The following is a 22,865-nucleotide window of genomic DNA, read 5'->3' as shown; positions in this document are numbered from 1 at the left end:
GGGTGAGCGCCGGCTCTTAGCACGTGCCGCCGTGGATGTCCCGGTCGATCACCGAGTTGTCAATTGCAGCAAATACCCGCGACAGCCATTGCTCCTTGAATCACGTCAAAATGTCGCACCGGGATACCATGCAGGCCTCCGCCCCATCCGATCCGGCCGCCGCCCCCCGCGCGTGCGGAACCTGCACCATGTGCTGCAAGGTCTACCGCATTGACGAGGTGCCGAAGGCGGCCGGCAAATGGTGCCAGCACTGCGCCATCGGCTCTGGTTGCAAGATCTACGAGACCCGCCCGCAGCAATGCCGCGCCTTCGATTGCGTCTGGGTGCAGGATGTCGAGATGGCCGAGGCCTGGAAGCCGGAGCATTCCAAGGTGGTGTTCTCGGTCTATCCGGCCACCGGCTTCATCTATGGTCAGGTCGATCCCGGCGCACCCTCCGCGTGGCAGAAACAGCCGCTGCTGAACGGCCTGATCGCATGGTCAGCCAAGTTGCTGGAAGAAAGACGTCATCTGCTGATCTTCGTCGGCAGCAACGCCACGCTGATCATGCCGACCGGCCCCGTGCCCATCGGCCCGATGTCGCCGGCGGACGGCTTCATCATCCGCGAGACCTTTACGGCGAAGGGCAAGGATTACATCGCGACAAGGGTGGCGCGATCGTGACTTGTAGCAACCATCCCTCTTAATGGTTGCTACGTCCACGCTTGACCCGGCGACTCCCATCCTCACAATGCCCTCCAACCAACAGGAGGAACATCCGTGAAAAATCCATTCGACCTCACCGGCAAGGTTGCCGTCATCACCGGCTCCAGCCGCGGCATCGGCCGTGCGTCGGCGGAATTGCTGGCCCAGCTCGGTGCCAAGGTCGTCGTCTCCAGCCGCAAGGCCGACGCCTGCGAGGAAGTCGCCGCAGGCATCCGCAAGAATGGCGGCGATGCCCATGTCATTCCCTGCAACATCGCGCGCAAGGCCGAGGTCGATGCGCTGATCGACGGCACCGTGAAGCATTACGGCCCGATCGACATTCTCGTCTGCAACGCCGCCGTGAATCCTTACTATGGTCCGCTGCTCGACATCACCGATGAAGCCTTCGACAAGATCATGGGCTCCAATGTGAAGAGCAATATCTGGCTCTGCGCCAAGGCGATCCCGGCCATGGCCGAGCGCGGCAAGGGCTCGGTGGTGATCATCTCCTCCATCGGCGGCCTGCGCGGCTCCACGGTGATCGGCGCCTACGGCATTTCCAAAGCTGCGGATTTCGCGCTCTGCCGCAGCCTCGCCGGTGAATGGGGCCCGAAGGGCGTGCGCGTGAACTGCATCGCGCCGGGTCTGGTGAAGACCGATTTCGCCAGGGCGCTGTGGGAGGACGAGGCCAATCTCAAGCGCCGCACCGCGACCACGCCGCTGCGCCGGATCGGCGAGCCACATGAGATCGCCGGCGCTGTGGCCTATCTCGGCTCGGATTCATCGACCTTCATGACCGGCCAGACCATCGTCATCGATGGCGGTGTGACGACGGCGTCGGTGTAACGTTTCTTGTCCCGGGCGCGATGCGGCGTCAGGCGAAGCGAAGCTTCGTCGCCGACGCCGCTTCGCAGAACCGGGACCGCGCGAAACGCTGGAGTTCGTAACGGCCCCGGCTCTGCGAAGCGATACTTCGTATCGCATCGCGTCCGGGGCACGGTAGCGTCCGAAACCTCCCGAAACAAAACTGCTGCGGTACCTCTTCACCACCCATCACAATCCTTTCCCGAATTTTAAGATTTCGGGTGCACGGATGTCGCAGGCGGAGATTTCCCCCGTGCGGCGGACGGATATCGCAATCATTGGTGGGGGCCTGGCGGGCTCGGCCGCAGCAGCGATGCTGGGCCGCGCCGGCGTGTCCGCGATTCTCGTCGAGCCGCATCGTCGCCACCCGCCCGAGCTTCGCTGTGAGAAGATCGGCGGCCAGCAGCAGATCGATCGCCTTGCGAGAACCGGCCTGCGCGACGCGGTGCTGAATGCCGCCACCCATGACAGCGAAATCTGGCTCGCGCGCTTCGGCCGGGTCATCGACATCAGGCCGAGCCAGCAGCACGGCTTCCTCTACGACACGCTGGTCAACACCGTGCGCGGGGAGATTCCGTCCTCGGTCGAGATCGTCCATGCCAGGGCGGTGTCGATCCGCACCTCCGACGATCGCCAGACCGTCGGCCTCTCCACGGGCGAGGAGATTTCCGCGCGCCTCGTGGTACTGGCGAATGGTGCCAGTGTCGGTCTGCGCGACCAGCTGAAGATCGGCCGCCCGGTGATCTCGGCCTGCCATTCGATCTCGGTCGGATTCGATATCGCGCCGAAAGGCCGCGGGCGATTCGAGTTCCCTGCGATGACCTATTTTGCCGAAGCCACGCGCCATCGCACCGCCTATCTCACTCTGTTTCCGATCGGCGATACCATGCGCGGCAATCTGTTCGTCTACCGTGAGACGGACGATCCGTGGGTGCGCGCCATGCGCCGCACGCCGGAAGCCGCGCTGGATAGCTGTCTGCCGAAACTGCGCCGCCTGATCGGCGACTACACGATTTCGGGCGATATCAAGATCCGCCCGATCGATCTCTACGAGAGCGACAATGTGGTGCAGCCCGGCGTCGTGCTTGTCGGCGACGCCTTTGCGTCGCCTTGCCCGGGCAGCGGCTGCGGCACCGACAAGGTGTTTACCGATGTCGCCCAGCTCTGCAGCGTGCATATTCCGAACTGGCTCGCGACACCCGGCATGGATGCCGGGAAGATCGCGCAATATTACAGCGATCCGCTGAAGCTCGAATGCGATGCCTGGGCCAAGGGCAAGGCCTTCACGCTGCGTGCAGTGACGCTGGAGAATTCTCTGTATTGGCGGGCTCAGCGCTGGGTCCGTTTCTTCGGCCGGCTCGGCGAAGGCATGGTCCGCCGTTCCCGCGCCACATTGCCAGGCGAACTCGCGCTGGTCGGCTGTGCATTGATCGTGATGAGCGTGCCGGCGATCTGAGCCGAACCGTGTCCCGGGCGCGCTGCAGCGTCAGGCGATGCGTAGCATCGCCGACAACGCTGCTGCGCAGAACCGGGACCGTCACAGGCTCCGGCGTTTACTGCGGTCCCGGCTCTGCGGAGCGGCACTTCGCGCCGCACCGCGTCCGGGACAAGTCATCGGCTTGACGTCCTGCCTCCGATCCGCTTGCTTGCGCGCGTAATGGATCAACCACCCCGGGGAAGAAGCACCCATGTCATTCGTGATGGCCATCGATCAGGGCACCACATCGTCACGTGCGATGATCTTCGCCGCGGACCTCTCGATATCGGCCGTCGCACAGCAGGAATTCCCGCAGCATTTCCCGGCGTCCGGCTGGGTCGAGCACGAGCCCGAGGACATCTGGACATCGACGCTGTCGGTCTGCCGCGATGCCATGGCGAAAGCCAAGGTGAGCGCGAAGGACATCGCCGCCATCGGTATCACCAATCAACGCGAGACCACCGTGGTGTGGGACCGCGTCACCGGCCAGGCGGTGCACCGCGCCATCGTCTGGCAGGATCGCCGCACCGCCGAGATCTGCGCGCAGATGAAGGCCGACGGGCAGGAGCCCTTCATCACCGAGCGGACCGGTCTGATCATCGATCCCTATTTCTCCGGCACCAAGGTGGCGTGGATACTCGATCACGTCCCCGGCGCGCGCGAGCGCGCTGAGCGGGGCGAGCTGATGTTCGGCACGGTGGATTGCTATCTTCTGTGGCGTCTCACCGGCGGAAAGGTCCACGCCACCGACGCCACCAACGCCTCGCGCACGCTGCTGTTCAACATCCATACCGGCGAATGGGATGACGAACTGCTGAAACTGCTTCGCGTGCCGCGTGCGATGCTGCCGAAGGTTCAGGACTCCTCGTCCGAGTTCGGCCACACGGATTTGTTCGGCGGCAGCATCATGGTGTCGGGCATCGCCGGCGATCAGCAGGCCGCGACCATCGGGCAGGCCTGTTTTGCGCCGGGCATGATCAAGTCCACTTACGGCACCGGCTGCTTCGCGCTGCTCAACACCGGCACCACGCCTGTCGTCTCGAAGCACAAGCTGCTCACCACCGTGGCCTATCAGCTGAACGGCGTACGCACCTACGCGCTGGAAGGTTCGATCTTCGTCGCCGGTTCGGCGGTGCAGTGGCTGCGCGATGGTCTCGGTATCATCAAGAACGCATCCGAAAGCGGGCCGCTCGCCGACAAGAACGATTCCGCGCAATCGGTCTATCTGGTGCCGGCTTTTGTCGGCCTCGGCGCTCCCTACTGGAATCCCGATGTGCGCGGTGCGCTGTTCGGCCTCACGCGTAACACAGGTCCGGCCGAACTCGCCCATGCCGCGCTGGAAAGCGTCTGCTATCAGACCCGCGATCTCTATGCGGCCATGCGCGCCGACTGGCCGGATGTCAGCGCCGCCACGGTGGTGCTGCGCGTCGATGGCGGCATGACGGCGTCGGACTGGACCATGCAGCGTCTCGCGGATTTGCTCGATGCGCCCGTGGATCGTCCGATGATCCAGGAAACCACCGCGCTTGGCGCTGCCTATCTCGCCGGCCTCAAGGCGGGCGTGTTTCCGGAGCCTGCCAAATTCGCCGACAACTGGCGCCTGGAACGCCGCTTCAAGCCCGCCATGAGCGAAGCGACGCGGACGCGAAAATTGAAAGGCTGGGCGCAGGCGGTGAAGGGCGTACTGGCGAGCGATCCCGGGCAGGGATAGGTCATATACACGCGTCGTTCGGGGCACCCTGCCGAAGGCAGGCGAACCCGGAACCTCGATCTGGCTTGGCTTCTGCCACGCGCACTCATTCCGGGCGCCGTCCCGCCGCCGGCGGCGCCGGTTCGTCCCCGGAATGACGCAGTATGTCGTTCCTATTTTGTTCTTGACAATATTCCTCTCATTGCCTTATATCCCTCCCGTCTTGTTCGCGAGGGGCGCTCTCATGAGGCGTCTTTGAGCGGGGCGAGATGCGGCGCCTGCGGGCGGGGGAGGACGTATCCCTCGCACTCGGGAGGCCTGGGGTCACCGTCCGGGCCCACTACGGGGCTCTGCCGCTTGCGGCTGGACGGGTGCGGATGACGGCTGGCGAAAGCCGGTCCGATGGCAGGGCACCTGCCAGCTTCCAGTACCCGGAAGCACGGTCCCTCGGCCAAAAACCGTCGCGGTGGCACGCCGTCAGGCGTTGCGCGGCCGGCCAGCACTGGCGATCCAGTGCGCACCGATCGCGTCAGAAACCACCCCTCGCGCCTGGCGGCGTGCCGCCTCCCCTCATGTCTTCGAGGGGAGACCTGCTCACACCTCGGACGCGCAAGCGCCGCGAGAATGCGGGCGCACGTTTTCAGACATCACGGGGCTGTTTGACATGTTGATTAGCAACGACGCGCCGCTGCGTGCGGTCTCGCTCGTCATTCGCGGCGTGTCGACAAAGAGGCGGAGTCGCATCCGACGCGTTTCTCTTTCGCAATTTTTTCTTCACTGCATTCGTCAACACAATCTTCACCACTCTCGTTACGCAGCGGTTTACCGCATCAATTGAATCCCGCGCGCGCATCAAAGCACCGCTTGCCTGTGCTCTCGGCGCATCGCCGATTAACCGCGCGGCAACTTTGATTGCTTACTAACGAAACAGATCGAAATGTACGGAAGTGCTGTTGCAGCCGCACGGTTCGATGCTGGTGTAAGCGTTGCGTGAGCGTATCGATGTCAGTCCTGCGTAACGGGCCGAAGGGCACGCATGGCGTGCTCTTCGGTCTCGGTCTCTGCATCTTTGCGATGGTCCCGACCGAGTCGGGCTATCAGGATATTGCGTCGCTGCTCGCCCGTCAGCCGGGCGTCACCGAGCGCTGGCAGCAGCGCAACTACGCCTCCGCCGTGTCTTCCATTCACGTCGCGACTTTTGCGTTCGGTCGTCCGGTTGGCACCACGTCGCGTCCGACGCTGCAGCTCGCCAGCTTCGATACCAACGACATCACCGGCACGGTGCGGCGCAATCCGCTGATGCTGGCGCCGCGCCGCTATGAAGCCGCGGATTTTCCCAAAGTGGATCGCACCTTGAAGGGCGATCGTCTGGCGATGTTCACGCCGGATGCCGATCCGATCGAGGAGCGACCGAACGACTCCTTCCACGACAATACGTCGGTGAAAGGCGCGAAGACGGCCGAATACACGCCGTCCACGCAGCATGCGCCGCTCGATCCCGAACTCGACGAAGCGCTGCATGCCGCGCCGCTCGCGCAATATTCCAACGGCGCTCCAGTGCAGCCGGCCGAAGACGCGTCGCCCGAAGCCGCCATCATTCCCGTCGAGCCGGCGCCGCCGAAAGACGGCTTCTCGGTGAAGACCGCCAGCCTGTTCTTCGGCGCCTCATCGCTCGGTGAATCCTTCGAGACGATGGAACAGTGGAAGCCCGGCGAAGAGCCGGTGATCGTAGCGCCGGCCGCAGATCCCGACATGAAGAAGGCTGCGGCGCTGTCGCAGCCGGCCGCCAAGCCGAATGCAAGCGAGAGCATTGCAGGGAAGGGCGAGGTCAACACCGACTATCACGGCAAGACGCCGGCCCAGCGCCTGAATCTCACCGGCGCCACGCGCGCCAAGCAGGAAAAATGCCTCGCCGAAGCCGTCTACTTCGAGGCGCGCGGCGAAGCCGTGCGCGGTCAGATCGCGGTGGCGCAAGTGGTGATGAACCGCGTGTTTTCCGGTTTCTATCCGACCACGCCCTGCGGCGTCGTCTATCAGAACAAGCATCGCCGCCTGGCCTGCCAGTTCACCTTCGCCTGCGACGGTATTCCGGACGTGGTGCGCGAGCCCGATATGTGGGAGCGGGCCCGCAAGATCGCGACCGCGACCCTCGATGGCCGGCTGTGGCTGCCGGAAGTCGGCAAGTCCACGCATTATCACGCCTACTGGGTGCATCCGTCCTGGGTGCGCGAGATGAAGAAGATGTACCGCACGGGCGTCCATTCCTTCTATCGCCCGCGCAAATGGGGCGACGGCAGCGAAGCGCCGAGCTGGGGAACGCCGGCGCAGACCGCAGCGATCTCCCGGAAGCTCGCCGAGGACAAGCCGTAAGACAACCAACCTCCAAGCCGGCTGAAAAGCGGTGCCATGCCCGGCGCCGCTTTTTGGTTTTCGTACGCGTTCTCCGACTGTCATCCCCGCCAAGCGCGCCGAAGGCGTGCGCCGAGCGGGGATCCAGTAAACGGGGACCATCCGGTTCGAGCTTCATCGCCGGTGTTTACTGGATCGCCGGGTCAAGCCCGGCGATGACAGCGGAGTTTATCGGCTGTTCTGGCGCCGCATTCCTGACCCGCATGAATATCAACGGTTCGGCCATTGGATTTTCATGCGGATGCATTTATCTCTGTGCCACCTCGAAATGAGGACAGGGGAAACGACATGGCGGCCATCGACAGCATATCTCGACCGAGTCTGGGCTGGCGCACCCCGCTGGTGATCGTGATCTGCGGATCCCTGATCGGCATGCTGACCTTCGGTCCGCGTTCCAGCGTCGGTTTCTTCATGCAGCCCTTCAGCCAGGAATTCGGATGGGGCCGCGATGTCTTCGCGCTGGCTTTCGCCGTGCAGAACCTGCTCTGGGGCATCGGTCAGCCTTTTGCCGGGGCCGTCGCCGACAAGTTCGGCAGTGTCCGCGTGATCTGCGTCGGCGCCTTGCTCTACGCCGCCGGCCTTTTGATGATGCGTTATTCCTCGACCCCGCTCGAGCTGAACATCAGCGCCGGCCTGCTGATCGGTTTCGGCCTGTCGGGCTGTTCGTTCAACCTGGTGCTGTCCGCCTTCGGCAAGCTGATGCCGCCGGAATGGCGTGGCATCGCGCTCGGCGCCGGTACGGCGGCGGGCTCGTTCGGGCAATTCATCTTCGCCCCCTTCACGGTGGCGATGATCGATCACACCGGCTGGCAGGCGACGCTGGTGACTTTCGGCATGCTGATGTTGCTGGTGCTGCCGCTCGCCATGGTGCTGGCGACGCCGAAGGCCGAAACCGGCGCGGCCGCTTCACCCGTGCCGGAACAATCCTTCAAGAGCGCGCTCGTGGAGGCGTTCAACCATCGTTCCTATGTTCTGCTGGTGCTGGGCTTCTTCACCTGCGGCTTTCAGCTCGCTTTCATCACCATGCACCTGCCGGCCTATCTGGTCGATCGCGGTCTGCCGGCGGCGACGGGCGGCTGGGTGATCGCCATCATCGGCCTGTTCAACATCATCGGTTCGCTGCTGGTCGGCTATGTGCAGGGCAAGTGGCCGAAGCGCTATATCCTGTCATTCATCTATTTTACCCGCGCGCTCGCCACGGTGGCTTTCATCACGCTGCCGCTGACCACGACCTCGGCGCTGGTGTTCGGCGCCATCAGCGGTCTCGCCTGGCTCTCCACGGTGCCGCCGACATCGAGTCTGGTGTCGCTGATGTTCGGCACCCGCTGGCTGGCGACGCTCTACGGTTTCGCCTTCTTCAGCCATCAGGTCGGCGGTTTCCTGGGGGCTTGGCTCGGCGGTGTCGTCTTCGACAAGTTCGGGTCCTACACGCCGGTATGGTGGTTCTCCGTGCTGTTCGGCTTGCTGTCGGCGCTGATCAACCTGCCGATTGTGGAAAAGCCGGTCGAACGCGCGGTGGCTCAGCCGGCGTGATGGAGAGGGGCGCTGCGCCCCTCATTTTGCGCGGCGTGTGTCTTCTCGGCACCGATGCTGTGAGGCCCGGACGGCGTTGCGCAAAAGGGCCTGGGTGCGGCTGTCCAGCGCTCCGGATGCGTCAAAACCGGCTGAAATCGCTCAGGAAATTGCACGCGACCGGGTGATCGACGTCGTCGCCAGGGTATCGGCCGGACAGGCCCGCGGTCGAATCGTGGTAAAGATCGGCTCAACCACGTTCAGACTTTACCAACCATCCTGCTCCATTGTTGCCGCAGTTGGTATGGTAAGCAGCGGGTAAAGACATCTGGCGGTCATCCGCGCTCGGTTGTTTCGGAGTATCCCATGGTTGCGCGTTATGTGTTGGGGGCGGTGCTCGCCACGACGGTGGCTGCACCGGCATTGGCTGGCCAGAAGATGAATGCCGACGAGGCACGTAAATTCGTCGCCGGCCGCGTGTTCGCATTCAATTGCAATGATGGCACCCGTGGCGCCGGCCGCGTGTTCGACGATGGCGGTGCCGCCGGCGCCGTGCAGTTCTCGGGCACCGGCGCTGCGCGAAACATGCGCCTGCCCGGCAATACGTTGCAGGTGCGCGGACAGAACATCTGCGCCTCGCTGAAGGGTCTCCCTTTCGAGCCTTGCTTCGATCTCGAAAAGAAGGACGAACGCAGTTTTCGTGGCTCGGTCACCGTGTTGGGGATCACCGGCTATTGCGACTTCCGCCATCAGGGCCGCGGCCAGTTGCTGATGGCCCGGTCACTGTCGCAGCCGCGCACCATGCGCGTCCGCACCCGCTCGGCCGACGCATCGGCCGGCGGCGAGACCGTCACCCGCGTGTCCACCCCGCGCGTCGAGAGCAGCAAGCTCGATCCGGTTTCCACCGGCGCCGTGAAGTCCGAGCCGGCCAAGAACGAGCCCGCCAAGGCTGAAGCGATGGAACTGCGCAAGTCGACCGACTGAGCGCTTTTATCGCCGAGAAATTTTCAACGGCCCCGGATCGCAAGATCCGGGGCCGTTTGCGTTGTGGAACCTCACCACAGCGTGATCGCTGCGGCGCACAAAACTGATTGCAGCCTAATCGATAGCATCCTATCTAATTTCCATGCCCCCCACCACTGCACATGTGCAGGCCGAACTCGGCCTGCTGGTCGCGCGTTTAGCCAGGGTCTGGCGCCGCAAGGCGGACCAGACGCTGGCGGCGCATGGATTGTCCGAAGCGACGGCGCATCCGCTGCTGATCCTGTCGCGCGGCGGGCGCGAGAATGTTCGGCAGGGCGTGCTGGCGGAAGAAATGGGTCTCGAAGGTCCGTCGGTGGTACGGTTGATCGATCTGCTTGCCGCCGAGGGTCTGGTCGAGCGCCGCGAGGATCCGACCGATCGTCGGGCCAAAGTCCTGCATCTCACCGAACTCGGTGCGACCAAGGCCGAGGAGATCAAGCGTGTGATGAAGCGCACCCGCGCCGAACTGATGAAGGGCATCGCAGCCGACGAGCTCGCCATCGCCTTCGACGTGCTCGGCCGCATCGAACAATCCGCGCATCGCCTATATGCGGCGGCGCTGGAGGAGGAGGCTGCGTCATGAGCTCCGCCACCGACCGCCTGCCGTTCCTCGAACGCCACGCGGACATCATCTTCTCCGTGAAGACCTTCATTGCCGCCATGATGGCGCTGCTGATCGGCTTTGCTGCCGATCTGCCGCGGCCCTATTGGGCGCTCGCGACCGTCTATATCACCTCGCAGCCGCTGGCCGGCGCAACGCGTTCCAAGGCGCTTTATCGCGTCATCGGCACGCTGATCGGCGCCACCGCAAGCATCGTCTTTGTGCCAGCGCTGGTCAATTCGCCCGAACTGCTCAGCCTCGCCATCGCGGCATGGGTCGGCCTCTGTCTGTATGTCTCGCTTCTGGACCGCACGCCCCGCAGCTACATGTTCATGCTCGCCGGATACACCTGCGCGCTGATTGCCTTTCCCTCGGTCTCGCAGCCTGATGCCATCTTCGATATCGCCGTGGCGCGCAGCCAGGAAATCATCGTCGGCATTCTCTGCGCGACGGTCGTCTCCACCGTGTTGCTGCCACGCAGCGTCGGTCCGGCGGTCGCCGCGCGTGTCGATGGCTGGCTCGCGGGAGCGCGCAAGCTGAGCCAGAACGTTCTCGCCGGCCGCAGCGCGGATCCGGCAATGCGCGATCTCAGGCTGAAGCTTGCCGCCGATGCGGTCGATCTCGACGGCCTTGCCGATCACCTCGGTTTCGATCACAGCGTCAGTCGCGAGACGGTCCATTGGCTGCGCGCGCTGCGATTGCGCATGCTCACTTTCCTGCCGGTCCTGTCCTCGCTCGGTGACCGCATCGACGCGCTCGGCAAGGATGCGCGCAGCGCGCATCCCCAACTCGTGGCGCTGCTTGACGACGTGGTCCGGTGGATCGGCAAGGACGATCTCGACCGCGAACCTGCCGAACGGTTGCGGGAACGTATTGCGGCGCAGAGTCCGGCGCTGGATGCGGCCTCGCCGTGGAGCGATATCATGATCGCCAGCCTGCTGATGCGTCTGCGCGAACTCGTCGATATCTCCGCCGATTGCCGGATCCTCAATCAGGCGATCGCCAGCGGCGAGCGCCCGGCCGGCGCGAAGCTCGTGTTCCAGCCCGACGGCGGCGTCGCGCCGGCGCGCTATCGCGATCCCGGCATGGCGCTGTGGTCGTCCGCCGGCGCCTTCGTCACCATCCTGGTCTGCTGCGCGTTCTGGATCCTGACTGGCTGGACCGATGGCGCCACCGCGCCGATGATGGCGGCGATCGGCTGCTCGTTCTTCGCGAATATGGACGATCCTTCGACCGGCCTGCGCGATTTCGCGAAATGGACGCTGGTGGCGACGGTGATCATCGCGGCCTATCTGTTCGCCATCCTGCCGGCGATCAGCAATGTGGAAGTGCTGGTCTTTGCGCTTGCGCCGTCGTTCCTGATCTTCGGCTATCTGATCGCGCGGCCCGCGACCTTCTTCATCGGCATGATGCTCGCGGCCAATACGGCGACCATGATGGCCCTGCAGGAAACCTACAGCGCCGATTTCGCCAGTTTCGCCAATTCCAGCGTGGCCTTTTTCGTCGGCATGGAGCTGTCAGCGATTTCGATCCGCTTGATCCGCTCGGTCGGTTCTGAATGGAGCGTGCGCCGCCTGATGCGCCGCGGCTGGATCGCTATCGCCGAAGCCGCCGAACGCCGCGGCAATCGCGATCGTGCAGCCTTCGCCGGCGTCATGCTCAACCGTATCGGCGTGCTGGCACCGCGCCTGCTCGCGCTGAAAGGCTCGGATTTGCGCAAGGTCGACAATCTTCGCGAACTCCGCGTCGGCCTCAATATCGTCGATCTGCGCCGGGCACGTCATCACCTGTCGTCGCGGACGCTGGGCGCAATCGACGCCATGCTGGACGAGCTCGCGCAGGGCTTCCGCAGGCATGATGGCGCGGCGATGCCTCCTGCATTGCTGGCGCGTGTCGATCATGCGATGGCCGCCGCCATCGATGAAAGCGGTGCCGGCCGCACCGATGCGCTGATCGGCCTTGTCGGCATTCGCCGCGGCCTGTTCCCGGATGCGCCGGACTATCGGCCGAAATCAGCTGCACCTGTCGGGAGTGTTGCCGCATGAAATATCAAATCGATCTCTTTGGCGTGCTGTTGCCGTCGCTGATGCTCTGGCTGGTCATCACCTATGCCATTGGCGCGCTGCTGCGCCCGTTGCTCGAACGCGCCGGCGTGTATCGCTTCGTCTGGCATCGCGCGCTGTTCGATCTTGCTCTCTATGTCTGCCTGCTTGGTGGCGTGGTCTATCTATCGTCGGGATTATTATCATGAAGAACATTGCCGCTTTCGTCCGCCGCTTCGCCGTCACCGCGCTGGCGGTGGTCGCCGCGCTCGCCGTCGGGCGTTATCTCTGGGTCTATTACATGGACGCGCCGTGGACCCGCGACGGCCGCGTGCGTGCCGACGTAGTCACAGTGGCGCCGGATGTATCCGGCTTCGCGACGGAGATTCTGGTGAAGGACAATCAGGCGGTCCAGCGCGGCGATGTGCTGATGCGGATCGATCGGGCGCGCTTCGTGCTGGCCTTGCAGCAGGCCGATGCCGTCGTTGCCGGCCGCAAGGCGGCGCTGGAGCAGGCGGACCTCGATCTCAAGCGCTACAACGATCTCACCACGGCCGCCGTGTCGCAGCAGAAAAAGGAACAGGTGGTCGCGACGCAGCAGCTCGCACAGGCGTCCTACGACCAGGCGGTCGCCGATCGCGGCGTCGCCCAGCTCAATCTCGATCGCAGCGAAATTCGCGCGCCGGTTTCAGGCCGGATCTCGAATATGGATCTGCGGCCGGGCACCTATGTCACGGCCGGCAAGGGCGTGATGGCGCTGGTCGATACGTCGAGCATGCATGTGGACGGCTATTTCGAGGAAACGAAACTGTCGCGCATCCATGTCGGCGATCCCGTGCGTATCCATCTGATGGGCGACAGCAAGGAGCTTACCGGCCGCGTCGAGAGCATCGCCGCCGGCATCGAGGACCGCGACCGCGGGCAGGGCAGCAATCTGCTTGCCAATGTGACGCCGACCTTCAGCTGGGTTCGTCTGGCCCAGCGCGTGCCGGTGCGCATTGCGCTGGATGCGGTACCGGACGACGCCACGTTTGTCGCGGGCCGGACGGCGACGGTGGAGATCCTGCCGCGGAAGGATACGGCGGTCGCCAAGGCGAAATGACGATCAAGCGCTCGTGCCCGGCGCGAGCGCTGCCAGCCTGACGACATCGAAGCGCGCACGAATTTCACGCGGTGTCGCGTTAAAGCGCTTCTTGAAGGTGCGATTGAAATAAGAGAGGTCGCCGAAGCCGACCTCGAAAGCGATCGTGCTGACGGTGCGGTCCATCCGGTTGCCGTCGCGCAGCATCTGAAAGGCGCGTTCAAGCCGGCGCTCGAGCAGATAGTCCGAGAAGGTGCGGCCCTCGGCCTCGAACAGTTTCTGGAAATAGCGCGTGGTGACGCCGTAGGAGCTGGCAAGCTGCTCCAGCGACAGCGACGGCTGGCCGAGTCCGGCTTCGATATCGGCCTTGAGCGCAAGCAACGAAATGCCGGCGCGATCCCGCGGCTGTCCATTCGGTCTGGTCGGCGCATCCGCCTCGGCGATCATCGCGTTGACGAGGCCGCTCATGTGATCCACGGCCAGATCCGTGAGGGCTGCGGAATTCATCGGCAACAGGCCCCGCATGATCGCGGCCGCATAGTGGCCGAGCGCAATCAGGCCGCTATTGTCATGGGCGATATGGCGCATGTCGGTGCGGACATCGCGCGTCATCGACAGGCAATCGATCCGTCCCACATCGTGCATGACGAAAGTGGCTGCCGCGCTGGCGTCGAGCACGATGGCCTCGCGCTGCATGCAGGTTCGTCGTTGTCCGTTCTGCTCGACGATAACGACGCCGTCGGACGGGCGCACGATCAGGACATGTTTGCCTGCATCCCTTGCCATCTCTTCGGGAGAGGCGTTCGGCAGCATCCAGCGTTGCGCCGGATCGAAGCACGACATCAGTCCGAGATCTGGTTGCATCTGCAGGATCGCCTTGGACTGGAACGGAGCTGCACGAAAAGATCCGAGGGAATCGCGATGCACCGCCTTCCATGGCAGGCGCGCTTCGAGTGGCTTGCGCGCGTATTCGTCGATGTCGTCGGCAATGAGCCAGAGTGGGACGAGCGGACAGTCCGGTGCAGAATCGCTGCAGGACAGAGCACGCGAGTGATGCCGCTTTGTCACAGCGGAAAATCCAAATCGCGTCGTTCGCTCCAGTCCGACTATCAAGTCCCCGAGTCCAAGTAATTCGATGCCGCCGTGCAGTATCGCTGGCTGCGAAGATAGACGGATTGCGCAAGCGTAAGAAGCGTAAAGCGGCGGTTGGAATTTACATTGATTCCAAATTGCCGGGGCTCTTTGCCCATTGCTTGGCCGCTCGGCGCGCGTGCTTCGTCTTCCCGTTTGAACCGAAGAATTCGAGCATCATGCGCACCAGCAAGTACCTTCTTTTTTCTGCTCTTGGTCTCCTCTCGACGCCGGCCGCAGCCCAGCAGCGCGCACCGGTCGCGCTCGAGGAGATCACCGTGACGGCCGCACGTGCCGAGCGCGCGATTTCGGATATTCCGCAGACAGTGCAGGTGGTGCAGCGACAAGAGATCGAAGAGCAGCTCAAGCAGACCGGCAGCGCTTCGGCGGTGCTGGCGAAGCTGTTGCCGGGCTTCTCGGTATCGAACCAGACTATCTCGGGCGCATCCGAAACCTATCGCGGGCGCGATCTGCTGGTGCTGATGGACGGCGTGCCGCTGACCACGCCGCTCCGCGACGTCTCGCGCCTGCTGTCGCTGATCGATCTGAATTCCGTCGAGCGGATCGAGCTGGTCGCCGGCGCATCCAGCCTGTACGGCGCGGGTGCCACCGGCGGCACGGTGAACTTCATCACCAGGAAGGCGCAGGCCGGCGGTCCGCGCGTCAGTGTCAACACCGCGCTGCGCACGTTCACGGCTGATCCCGGCGGATCGCTGGCGCCGGAACTGTCGGCAACGGTCAGTGGCAAGGGCGCCAACGGTATCGACTATCTGTTCGTCGGCAGTGGCCGCGGCGCGCAGAAGACCTATGATGGCGCCGGCCGCGAATTGCCGTCGGATGCCATGCTCGGCCAGGGCGGCGGCGACCGCTTCGTCAGCGGCAATTTCCTCGGCAAGGTCGGCTACGATTTCGATGGCGGCAAGCGCATCGAGGCGTCGATCGCTCAGTTCTATCTCGACCAGACGCCACGCTATCTGACCAACTATGCCGGCGCCTATGCACGCCCGGATTTCACCAAGCCCTATACGGGCGAGAGCGTGCTGGAAGATACCCGCACGATCCAGCTTCGCTACAGCGACAGCGATTTCGTGCTCGGCAATCTCAGCGTGGTCGGCTTCTATAACGACATTAAGAAGCGCTTCAACTACTCCGAGTTTTCCTATCCCTACAATTCGCTGGTCTATTATTCCGGCAATCCGCTGCGCCCGACCAGCCCCGCGAACCAGACAACCTTGTTCTCCGAGCGCGGCGGCATGAACCTGTCGGTTGATACGCCGCTCGACAGGATCTGGAACGGCGCGCGAGTTACCTGGGGCACCGACGTGGTGCATGACAGGACATGGCAGACGCTGACCGATGGCCGCGACGTATTCACGCCGCTGACCCAGGTCACCACCGCCGGCTTCGCGCTGGCGCAGGTGCCGATCACCGATCGGCTCACCGTGCGCGGCGGCGTCCGCTACGAGCATTCCGATCTCAGCGTTGACAATTTCCTGCGGCCGACAGCTTACGCGCAGACGCCGCTCGGCAACAGCGTGGTGGCCCTGGTGTTGCCGCCGCTCAATGTGATCGGCGGGCAGTATGAATATGCTTCGCCGACCTACAATCTCGGCGCCACTTTCAAGCTGGCGCCGCAGGTCGAGATGTTCGGTGGTTTCTCGCAGGGCTATGCGCTGCCGGATGTCGGTGCCTATACGCGCCGCGCGGGTCTGTCCTCGAGGGCCTATGCCTGTCTGGTCACGAATCCGAATTGCCTGCCGGCAGCGCGCCAGACCATCAGTTTCTCGTCGATCTCGCCGGAACCGCAGATCGTCAACAATTACGAACTCGGCATTCGCGGCGGCAACGGGCCCTACAAGGGCAGCATCACCGGCTTCGTCTCGACCTCGGAAAAGGGCGTGACCTTCGATCCCGTCACCAATCTCATCTCGCAGCAGAAGGAGATGATCTACGGTATCGAATATATCGGCGAGATGGCGGTCACCTCGAACTTCACCTTCGGCACCACGGTCGGCTACCGCGAAGGCCGCTATGACAGCAACAAGGATGGTGTGCTGGATAGCTGGCTGCCCAACAACCGCATTGCCACGCCGGTGCGTGGCCTGGTCTATGGCGACTATCGCTTCGACAACGGCATCAAGCTGCGGGTCGAAGGCGAGGGCTGGTCGGGCCGCAACCGCGGCATCAATCTCGCCAACACGGTCTATCCCATCGAGGGTGGCTTCACGATGAACGCAGCGCTCAGCGGCCCCGTGTATGGCGGCGAAGCCTATGCGGCGGTGAACAACCTGTTCGACACCACCGTGCAGAACCCGACCGCCACGTCGGTGCGTAACCTGCCGGTCTATTCTTGGGGCCGCACGGTCACGGTCGGCTATCGCAAGACGTTTTGATGCTCCGTCATTGCGAGGAGCGTAGCGACGAAGCAATCCAGAAGCCAAGTGAAAAAGGCTGGATTGCTTCGTCGCAAGGACTCCTCGCAGTGACGAGCGGAATGCGCAGACTTCAATTTTTCCCAAGGTTGATTCCCCAGGGAGCTCGAATAGAAGATGGTCGATCTTGAATTAGCAGGCAGCCTGCTGACGCTGCGGTTCTTGCCGCCTTATGCGGGTACGGACGAACGCGACTATCTGGACGCGCTGGTTCGCGTCGGGCGGCATGCGGAGCCGTTCGAATTCCTGATCCTGTTCGGAGGCGGTGGGCGCAAGCTGTCCATGGCCGGCGAGCGCGAGCAGGCGCTGTGGTTCAAGGCGACGCGCAAGCATGTCTCAACGCATTGCCGCGCGATTGCGATCGTGCGCCCGGGAGCCAACGAGAAGATGCAGGAGACGTTTCGCAAATTGTGGCCGATGCCGCTGGTGGCGCTGGAGGACGAGGCGATGGCGCGGAGCTTCCTCGCCAGACATAGCGGGACGCCATGACTGCGCTGGCGATGCCCTCAGTCCAGTCTGCGGTGATGGGGCGCAAGCGGCTGTTCGCCGTGCTTGCCGGGCTTTATCTCGCGCAGGCGATCCCGTCCTATCTGTTCGCCGCCGCGCTGCCGCCGATCATGCGCGAGGCCGGTATGTCGCGCACCTCCATCGGTTATCTCAGCATCTGGTTCCTGCCGCTGCTGTTGAAGTTCTTCTGGGCGCCGGTGGTCGATCGCATCCGCCCCTTCGCGTGGGCGCATCGGGCAGGCTGGGTGATCGTCACCCAGGCCGGTGTCATTCTCAGCCTGCTCTGCCTGATCCCGCTCGGTCCCACCAATATCTGGGGGATCGCCACCGTCGGCCTGATCGGCTCCCTGTTGATCTCCACCCAGGACATCGCCACCGACGGCTATGCAGCCGCGCATCTCGCGCCGGAAGATCGCCCGATCGGCAATGCGATCCAGGGCGGCTCGGTGGCCTTTGGCGTCGTGATCGGCGGCACGCTCGGCCTGATCCTCTATGCCCAGATCGGCTGGACCGGCATGCTACTGACCATCGCCGGTTTCTCGCTGATCCCGCTCGCCGCCGCCTTCGCCATGCGCGAGAGCGAAGCGGCGCAGCCCGATCCCTCCGCGCCGCGACCGTCGATCATGGCATTCCTGCGCCGGCGCGAGGTGCGCAACATTCTCTGGATCGCGCTGATCTACCGGGTCAGCGAGGGTCTCGTGAAGGCCATGGAGGGCAGCTATCTCGTCGATGCCGGCGTGCCGCTGACGCAGATCGGCTATCTTTCCGGTGGCGCGGCCGCAACGGCGGGACTCGCGGGCGCGGGCGTCGCGGCGTGGTTGCTGCATCGCTTCGGCAGCGGCGTGACGCTCGGTCTTCTCGGCATTCTGCGGACCATATGCTTCGCGCTGTTTACGGCGCATGCGCTCGGTCTCGTCACCGGCGTGCTGCCGATCTTCGGCGCCGCCGGTTTCCAGACCCTGATCCGCTATATGGAGATCGTCGCGCTCTACAGCCTGTTCATGGCCGCGTCGTCCAGGGAACAGCCGGGCACGGATTTCACGATCCTGTCCTGTGCCCAGCTCATCGTCTATTTCGTTGGCTCGCTGGTGTCGGGCCGCATCGCCGACTGGCTCGGCTATGGGGCGCTGTTCAGCGCCGCCACGGTCTTGTCGCTGATCGCCACGCTGGCGACCATGCGTATTCTTGCTGCGAGGCCGGTCAGTTCGACACCGCAAGGTCCTTCGTGAAGCTGCGGTCCACTGCCTTGCTGACATCCACCGGCTTGTTCAGGATGCCGTAGCGCGTCGCGCGATCTGATGCCTCCTGGAATTCCTTGATCACGCCATCGTCGATGGCGATCGGTCGCGTGTCCTGCTGCTGATAGGCGCGCAGCAGCACATCCTCCGGCAGCTTGGTCAGCTCCGCCGTGTTCTTGGCATATTCGGGCAGCCGCGAGCGGGACCATTCCCGCGCCTTGTTCAGGCGGTTCAGGAAGTCCGCCACTGCTTCGCGCTTGGTGGCGATGGCCTGATCGGAGGCGATGATGAAAGTGAGCGTCGGCGTCAGCCCGGCGCCGTCGGCGACGACGCGCGCATTGTCCTTCAGCAGCGCATAGGAAATATAAGGTTCCCAAACCGCCCAACCGTCGATCGAGCCGGCGACCAGTGCGATCTTGGCATCGACCGGACCGAGCGGCGCGAAGGTCGCGTCGGTGATCTTGTAGCCCTGTTTCTCCAGCGTGGCGTCGATCAGGAACTGGCCCCAGCCGCCACGCGTGCCGGCGAGGCGTTTGCCCTTGAGATCGGCGGCCGTCTTGATCGGCGAGTCATTGCGCACGAGGATCGCTTGCGTGTCGGCATTGGCGCGCACGCCGCCGATCGCCTTGATCGGCGAGCCGTTGGCGTAGACGGTCAGAAAGGCGAGATCGCCGGTATGGCCGACATCGAGCGCGCCGGCATTGATGGCCTCGAGAATCGGCGCCGCTGCCGGGAATTCCGACCACTGGATCTTGTAGGGCAGGTCTTTGGCGAAGCCGGAAAACTCCAGCAGCGAGCGGTTACCGCCTTTCTGGTCGCCGACGCGGAGCACGATCTGGTCGGCTGCGAAGCTGGAACTTGCGAGAGACACGCTGAAAGCGGCGGCGACGATCGCCGGCAACAGGCGGCGAGAGATGGAAACGTCAGTCATTGTCGATCTTCTCTGATACGGTGAGGCGTATCAAAGCTACGGCCCGCGCGCGTTCAGTCAATGAAATGGCCGCCTGAACTAACGAGGGCTTCGGCAAGGAAAGTATCGCCGGAGGCGCAGCCGGTGGAAGGAATGCGTCTCGTGCCCATTTTGGTGCCCGTGGCGCGTCCGCAGGCGCGCAAGACGTTACGTTCTGCGCGATCGCTTGCCGCCGTCCGAAAGTTTCTCGGTCAAGAAATCGAGCAGCACTTCGACGCGGGCAGGACGCGGACCGCCCGGCGGCGTGACGAGATAGACGCCGCTCAGGGTTTGCGACCAGTCGTTCAGCACCGTTTCGAGATCGCCGCGTGCGATCGCATCGTCGACGATGAAATCCGGCAGGCCGCCGATGCCGAGCCCCGCGATCAGTGCGGGGATCACCGCCTCGCCATTATTGACATGCAGCGGCCCTGAGGGCCGCACGCTCACCATGTCGCCGGCGGCATTGGTGAAGTGCCAGATGCCGGGCGTGGTGAGATAGGTGTAGCCGAAGCATCTGTGCGCGGTGAGATCGGACGGATGGGTCGGCCGGCCGTATTTGGCGAAGTAGGACGGCGCCGCCACCACATAGCGCTTCACCGCGCAGAGCCGCCGCGCGATCAGCGACGAATCCGGCAGCGAGGCGATGCGGACTGCGGCGTCGAAGCCTTCGCCGATCAGGTCCACCGTGGCATCGCTGAGATTGAGATCGATGGAGACTTCGGGATAGCGGGCGAGAAATTCCGGCAGCAGCGGCGCGATGGTGCCGGTGCCATAGGTCATCGGCGCGGCCAGCCGGACCAGTCCGCGCGGTGTCGCGGATTGCGCCAGCGCCTCGTTCTCCAGCGCCTCGCCATCGGCCAGCAGCTGCGCCGCCTTGATTGCCAGCGTCCGGCCGGCATCGGTGAGCGCCAGCCGTCGCGACGTGCGGTTGAACAGCCGCGCGCCCAGCCGGTCCTCCAGCCGACTCACGGCCTTGGAAACCGTAGCCTTGGAGAGCGTTAGCTCGGTTGCTGCCGCCGCGAAGGACTGCAGCTCCACCACCTTGGCGAAGATCGCCAGCGCCTCGAAATCGGGAAGTTTTGACATCAAATCCGGAAACGATGAGTTTCAATCGTTTCTATTTATGCATCAGAGCCTGGGTTTTATCTAGAGGCCATGCCCGCCGCCATTGCGAGGCGCCTGCACGGCCACGGAAGCTTTCCCGCGGCTATGGCGAGGGCGTCTCGCAATGACGGTTTGGGACCACACAGGAGACTGCCCAATGACCAAAGTGCTCGTTCTCTATTATTCCGCCTACGGCCATATCGAAGCGATGGCCAATGCCGTTGCGGAAGGTGCCCGCGAAGCCGGCGCCACCGTCGATATCAAGCGTGTGCCCGAGCTGGTGCCTGACGATGTTGCCAAGGCCTCGTATTACAAGCTCGACCAGGCCGCCCCGATCGCCAAGATCGAGGATCTCGCCAATTACGACGCGATCATCGTCGGCACCGGCACCCGGTTCGGCCGCATGGCCTCGCAGATGGCGAATTTCCTCGATCAGGCCGGCGGCCTGTGGGCCAAGGGCGCGCTGCATGGCAAGGTCGGCGGTGCTTTCACCTCGACCGCGACCCAGCACGGCGGCCAGGAGACCACGCTGTTCTCCATCATCACCAACCTGCTGCATTTCGGCATGACCGTCGTCGGCCTGAACTACGGCTTCCAGGGCCAGATGAAGCTGGATGAAGTCACCGGCGGCTCGCCCTATGGCGCAACCACCATCACCGGCGGTGACGGCAGCCGACAGCCGAGCGCGAACGAACTCGCCGGCGCCCGCTATCAGGGCAAGACGATTGCCGAGACCGCGAAGAAGCTGCACGGCTGATCGGCAGAAGCGATCCGCATGGGGAGGCGCTCATATGAGCGCCGCCCTTTTGCATGAGGGATCGATGGGACTGGATAACCCCACGACCACGACGTAACGTCCCGCCATGTCCAAATCAGCCACGCCTGTGCCAGCCCTCAGCATCCGCATCGACCTCGAACCGGAGGGACGTATCGGTCCGGGCAAGATCCAGCTCCTCGAAAACATCCAGACCACCGGCTCGATCTCCGCCGCCGGCCGCGCGATGGAAATGTCCTACAAACGCGCCTGGGATCTGGTGGACGAACTCAACCGCATTTGCGGCCAGGCCGCGGTGGAACGGCAGACCGGCGGCAAGAATGGCGGCGGCGCCATCCTCACTCCGTTCGGCGAAAACCTGGTCAGCCGCTATCGCACTATCGAGCAGGCTGCGGCGGTGGCCGCGCGCCAGCAACTCCTGGCGTTGAAGAAGGATATCGGCGGCAAGCGCAAGGCGCGATGATCTCGTGTCCCGGACGCGATGTGGCATGTCATGCCGCTTCGCTGAGCCGGGACCGTCGCAGGCACAAGTGTTTGTTGCGGTCCCGGCTCTGCGGAGCAGCGTTTCACGCTGCGCCGCGTCCGGGACACGGCGGGTAGTCCCGCTATATCCTTCCAGATATATCGGCCGCGCGGTGGGATTGGCCTTTTGAAGGCCTCCATTCTGCAATAGGATCGTTCGGTCCCGCCAGGATGTCACGATGTTCGATTCCCAATGCGATCTGGCTGCGCTGGTCTATGAAAAGGACCAGGACCCCGATGCGCTGCTGCATGGCTTCGCGGCCGATCTCGGCGTGCGGGGCATTCGCGCCGTCGGTCTGGTGCAGCTCGGCCACCGCGAATTCGATGTGCCGAAGCTCAATGCCGTGATGTTGCATACCGGCGAGCATGTGCGGCTGTTTCAGGATCTCGGCCCCGGCGCCAGGGGCTGCAAGCTCGATGTCGGCCAGTTGCTCGACGCCGGCACCCGCGTGGCCGACGCCATCGATCAGGGCGCCGACCTCGTCATCATCAATCGCTTCGGCAAGCAGGAACGCGAGGGCAAGGGCCTTGCCTATCTGATCGAACGGGCGCTTTCCGGCGACATTCCCGTGGTAATCGCCGTCCCGTCACACCGTTTTGCCGAGTGGATCGCTTTTGCCGATGGCATGAGCGTGAAGCTGCCATGTTCGCGCGAGGCGCTCGACGCCTGGTGGCTGAAGGTCTCCAGCCGCGGCGGCCCGGCGCCGGAGCCGGTCCAGCAGAGTTTTTGCGCGGCGGTGAAGTAGAGCGTCCATACTCCATTGTCGTCGCCCGGCCGGGTGACGATACAGGGAGTTCTTCTCCTCCCAAATCTTTCCCTTC

20 protein-coding genes are annotated in these 22,865 nt (G+C 64.0%); 17 read left to right on the top strand and 3 right to left on the bottom strand.

Translation table 11 applies throughout. The features are described 5' to 3' along the window. Positions 1 to 110: 110 nt before the first annotated feature. From E0H22_RS22205 to E0H22_RS22155, 11 genes are all read left to right on the top strand, one after another. Positions 111 to 662: a YkgJ family cysteine cluster protein gene (locus E0H22_RS22205; protein ID WP_233023130.1), complete on the top strand. Its 552-nt coding sequence runs from the start codon at positions 111 to 113 to the stop codon at positions 660 to 662. A gap of 96 nt (positions 663 to 758) precedes the next feature. After that, entirely contained in the window at positions 759 to 1,529 is a 771-nt protein-coding gene (locus E0H22_RS22200) for an SDR family NAD(P)-dependent oxidoreductase (RefSeq protein WP_233023129.1), read from the top strand. 271 nt (positions 1,530 to 1,800) lie between these two features. Further along, on the top strand, positions 1,801 to 3,003 hold the full coding sequence (locus E0H22_RS22195) for an NAD(P)/FAD-dependent oxidoreductase (protein WP_233023128.1): 1,203 nt from the start codon (positions 1,801 to 1,803) through the stop codon (positions 3,001 to 3,003). A 232-nt stretch (positions 3,004 to 3,235) separates the two neighbouring features. Beyond that, positions 3,236 to 4,735, top strand: a complete 1,500-nt coding sequence (gene glpK / locus E0H22_RS22190) for a glycerol kinase GlpK (RefSeq protein WP_233023127.1) — start codon at positions 3,236 to 3,238, stop codon at positions 4,733 to 4,735. A gap of 981 nt (positions 4,736 to 5,716) precedes the next feature. Continuing rightward, a complete protein-coding gene (locus E0H22_RS22185) occupies positions 5,717 to 7,084 on the top strand; it encodes a cell wall hydrolase (RefSeq protein ID WP_233023126.1) in 1,368 nt (455 codons plus the stop codon). A 327-nt stretch (positions 7,085 to 7,411) separates the two neighbouring features. Further along, positions 7,412 to 8,656 carry an MFS transporter gene (locus E0H22_RS22180; RefSeq protein ID WP_233023125.1) on the top strand — a complete coding sequence of 415 codons (1,245 nt, stop codon included), beginning with the start codon at positions 7,412 to 7,414 and terminating at the stop codon, positions 8,654 to 8,656. A gap of 345 nt (positions 8,657 to 9,001) precedes the next feature. Continuing rightward, positions 9,002 to 9,619 carry a hypothetical protein gene (locus E0H22_RS22175; protein WP_233023124.1) on the top strand — a complete coding sequence of 206 codons (618 nt, stop codon included), beginning with the start codon at positions 9,002 to 9,004 and terminating at the stop codon, positions 9,617 to 9,619. 142 nt (positions 9,620 to 9,761) lie between these two features. Further along, positions 9,762 to 10,241 (top strand): MarR family winged helix-turn-helix transcriptional regulator, encoded by a 480-nt coding sequence (locus E0H22_RS22170; protein WP_233023123.1) that lies wholly within the window; start codon positions 9,762 to 9,764, stop codon positions 10,239 to 10,241. Next, a complete protein-coding gene (locus E0H22_RS22165) occupies positions 10,238 to 12,304 on the top strand; it encodes an FUSC family protein (protein WP_233023122.1) in 2,067 nt (688 codons plus the stop codon). The genes E0H22_RS22170 and E0H22_RS22165 overlap by 4 nt, the downstream gene beginning before the upstream one ends. Next, positions 12,301 to 12,510, top strand: a complete 210-nt coding sequence (locus tag E0H22_RS22160; protein ID WP_233023121.1) for a DUF1656 domain-containing protein — start codon at positions 12,301 to 12,303, stop codon at positions 12,508 to 12,510. The genes E0H22_RS22165 and E0H22_RS22160 overlap by 4 nt, the downstream gene beginning before the upstream one ends. Further along, entirely contained in the window at positions 12,507 to 13,403 is an 897-nt protein-coding gene (locus E0H22_RS22155) for an efflux RND transporter periplasmic adaptor subunit (RefSeq protein WP_233023120.1), read from the top strand. The genes E0H22_RS22160 and E0H22_RS22155 overlap by 4 nt, the downstream gene beginning before the upstream one ends. Before the next feature lie 3 nt (positions 13,404 to 13,406). On the opposite strand, the gene E0H22_RS22150 is transcribed toward E0H22_RS22155, so the two are convergent. Continuing rightward, positions 13,407 to 14,450 carry a helix-turn-helix transcriptional regulator gene (locus tag E0H22_RS22150; protein WP_233023119.1) on the bottom strand — a complete coding sequence of 348 codons (1,044 nt, stop codon included), beginning with the start codon at positions 14,448 to 14,450 and terminating at the stop codon, positions 13,407 to 13,409. 242 nt (positions 14,451 to 14,692) lie between these two features. Between E0H22_RS22150 and E0H22_RS22145 the strand changes: the two genes are divergently transcribed. The 3 genes from E0H22_RS22145 (at position 14,693) to E0H22_RS22135 (ending at position 18,681) form a co-directional block, all read left to right on the top strand. Beyond that, positions 14,693 to 16,906, top strand: coding sequence for a TonB-dependent receptor (locus tag E0H22_RS22145; protein WP_233023118.1), 2,214 nt, complete (start codon positions 14,693 to 14,695; stop codon positions 16,904 to 16,906). Positions 16,907 to 17,062: 156 nt separating this feature from the next. After that, a complete protein-coding gene (locus tag E0H22_RS22140; RefSeq protein ID WP_233023117.1) occupies positions 17,063 to 17,434 on the top strand; it encodes a hypothetical protein in 372 nt (123 codons plus the stop codon). Further along, on the top strand, positions 17,431 to 18,681 hold the full coding sequence (locus tag E0H22_RS22135; RefSeq protein ID WP_233023116.1) for an MFS transporter: 1,251 nt from the start codon (positions 17,431 to 17,433) through the stop codon (positions 18,679 to 18,681). Before E0H22_RS22140 ends, E0H22_RS22135 begins: the two co-directional genes overlap by 4 nt. On the opposite strand, the gene E0H22_RS22130 is transcribed toward E0H22_RS22135, so the two are convergent. Together E0H22_RS22130 and E0H22_RS22125 are read right to left on the bottom strand one after the other, a co-directional pair. Further along, positions 18,653 to 19,621, bottom strand: coding sequence for an ABC transporter substrate-binding protein (locus E0H22_RS22130; protein ID WP_233023115.1), 969 nt, complete (start codon positions 19,619 to 19,621; stop codon positions 18,653 to 18,655). The genes E0H22_RS22135 and E0H22_RS22130 overlap by 29 nt on opposite strands. A gap of 186 nt (positions 19,622 to 19,807) precedes the next feature. Then, positions 19,808 to 20,728, bottom strand: coding sequence for a LysR family transcriptional regulator (locus E0H22_RS22125; RefSeq protein ID WP_233023114.1), 921 nt, complete (start codon positions 20,726 to 20,728; stop codon positions 19,808 to 19,810). A gap of 175 nt (positions 20,729 to 20,903) precedes the next feature. Here E0H22_RS22125 and wrbA point away from each other — a divergent pair, with 175 nt between their 5' ends. From wrbA to E0H22_RS22110, 3 genes are all read left to right on the top strand, one after another. After that, on the top strand, positions 20,904 to 21,503 hold the full coding sequence (wrbA, locus tag E0H22_RS22120) for an NAD(P)H:quinone oxidoreductase (RefSeq protein WP_233023113.1): 600 nt from the start codon (positions 20,904 to 20,906) through the stop codon (positions 21,501 to 21,503). Positions 21,504 to 21,609: 106 nt separating this feature from the next. Then, the gene (locus E0H22_RS22115) at positions 21,610 to 21,984 is read left to right on the top strand and encodes a winged helix-turn-helix domain-containing protein (RefSeq protein WP_233023112.1); all 375 of its coding nucleotides are present in this window, start codon (positions 21,610 to 21,612) and stop codon (positions 21,982 to 21,984) included. A gap of 238 nt (positions 21,985 to 22,222) precedes the next feature. Next, the gene (locus E0H22_RS22110) at positions 22,223 to 22,789 is read left to right on the top strand and encodes a DUF2478 domain-containing protein (protein ID WP_233023111.1); all 567 of its coding nucleotides are present in this window, start codon (positions 22,223 to 22,225) and stop codon (positions 22,787 to 22,789) included. Positions 22,790 to 22,865: the final 76 nt, after the last annotated feature.

This window comes from Rhodopseudomonas boonkerdii, assembly GCF_021184025.1.
Taxonomy (GTDB): Bacteria; Pseudomonadota; Alphaproteobacteria; order Rhizobiales; family Xanthobacteraceae; genus Tardiphaga; species Tardiphaga boonkerdii.
Note: the sequence above shows the minus strand (reverse complement) of the source record. Positions and strands in the feature narration are given on the sequence as shown.

Bases quoted from the DNA above. Each gene is read 5' to 3' on its own strand.
- E0H22_RS22205 (WP_233023130.1), top strand. From the start codon at position 111: ATGTCGCACCGGGATACCATGCAGGCCTCCGCCCCATCCGATCCGGCC.
- glpK (WP_233023127.1), top strand. From the start codon at position 3,236: ATGTCATTCGTGATGGCCATCGATCAGGGCACCACATCGTCACGTGCG.
- E0H22_RS22185 (WP_233023126.1), top strand. From the start codon at position 5,717: ATGTCAGTCCTGCGTAACGGGCCGAAGGGCACGCATGGCGTGCTCTTC.
- E0H22_RS22180 (WP_233023125.1), top strand. From the start codon at position 7,412: ATGGCGGCCATCGACAGCATATCTCGACCGAGTCTGGGCTGGCGCACC.
- E0H22_RS22175 (WP_233023124.1), top strand. From the start codon at position 9,002: ATGGTTGCGCGTTATGTGTTGGGGGCGGTGCTCGCCACGACGGTGGCT.
- E0H22_RS22170 (WP_233023123.1), top strand. From the start codon at position 9,762: ATGCCCCCCACCACTGCACATGTGCAGGCCGAACTCGGCCTGCTGGTC.
- E0H22_RS22165 (WP_233023122.1), top strand. From the start codon at position 10,238: ATGAGCTCCGCCACCGACCGCCTGCCGTTCCTCGAACGCCACGCGGAC.
- E0H22_RS22160 (WP_233023121.1), top strand. From the start codon at position 12,301: ATGAAATATCAAATCGATCTCTTTGGCGTGCTGTTGCCGTCGCTGATG.
- E0H22_RS22155 (WP_233023120.1), top strand. From the start codon at position 12,507: ATGAAGAACATTGCCGCTTTCGTCCGCCGCTTCGCCGTCACCGCGCTG.
- E0H22_RS22145 (WP_233023118.1), top strand. From the start codon at position 14,693: ATGCGCACCAGCAAGTACCTTCTTTTTTCTGCTCTTGGTCTCCTCTCG.
- E0H22_RS22140 (WP_233023117.1), top strand. From the start codon at position 17,063: ATGGTCGATCTTGAATTAGCAGGCAGCCTGCTGACGCTGCGGTTCTTG.
- E0H22_RS22135 (WP_233023116.1), top strand. From the start codon at position 17,431: ATGACTGCGCTGGCGATGCCCTCAGTCCAGTCTGCGGTGATGGGGCGC.
- E0H22_RS22130 (WP_233023115.1), bottom strand. From the start codon at position 19,621: ATGACTGACGTTTCCATCTCTCGCCGCCTGTTGCCGGCGATCGTCGCC.
- E0H22_RS22125 (WP_233023114.1), bottom strand. From the start codon at position 20,728: ATGTCAAAACTTCCCGATTTCGAGGCGCTGGCGATCTTCGCCAAGGTG.
- wrbA (WP_233023113.1), top strand. From the start codon at position 20,904: ATGACCAAAGTGCTCGTTCTCTATTATTCCGCCTACGGCCATATCGAA.
- E0H22_RS22115 (WP_233023112.1), top strand. From the start codon at position 21,610: ATGTCCAAATCAGCCACGCCTGTGCCAGCCCTCAGCATCCGCATCGAC.
- E0H22_RS22110 (WP_233023111.1), top strand. From the start codon at position 22,223: ATGTTCGATTCCCAATGCGATCTGGCTGCGCTGGTCTATGAAAAGGAC.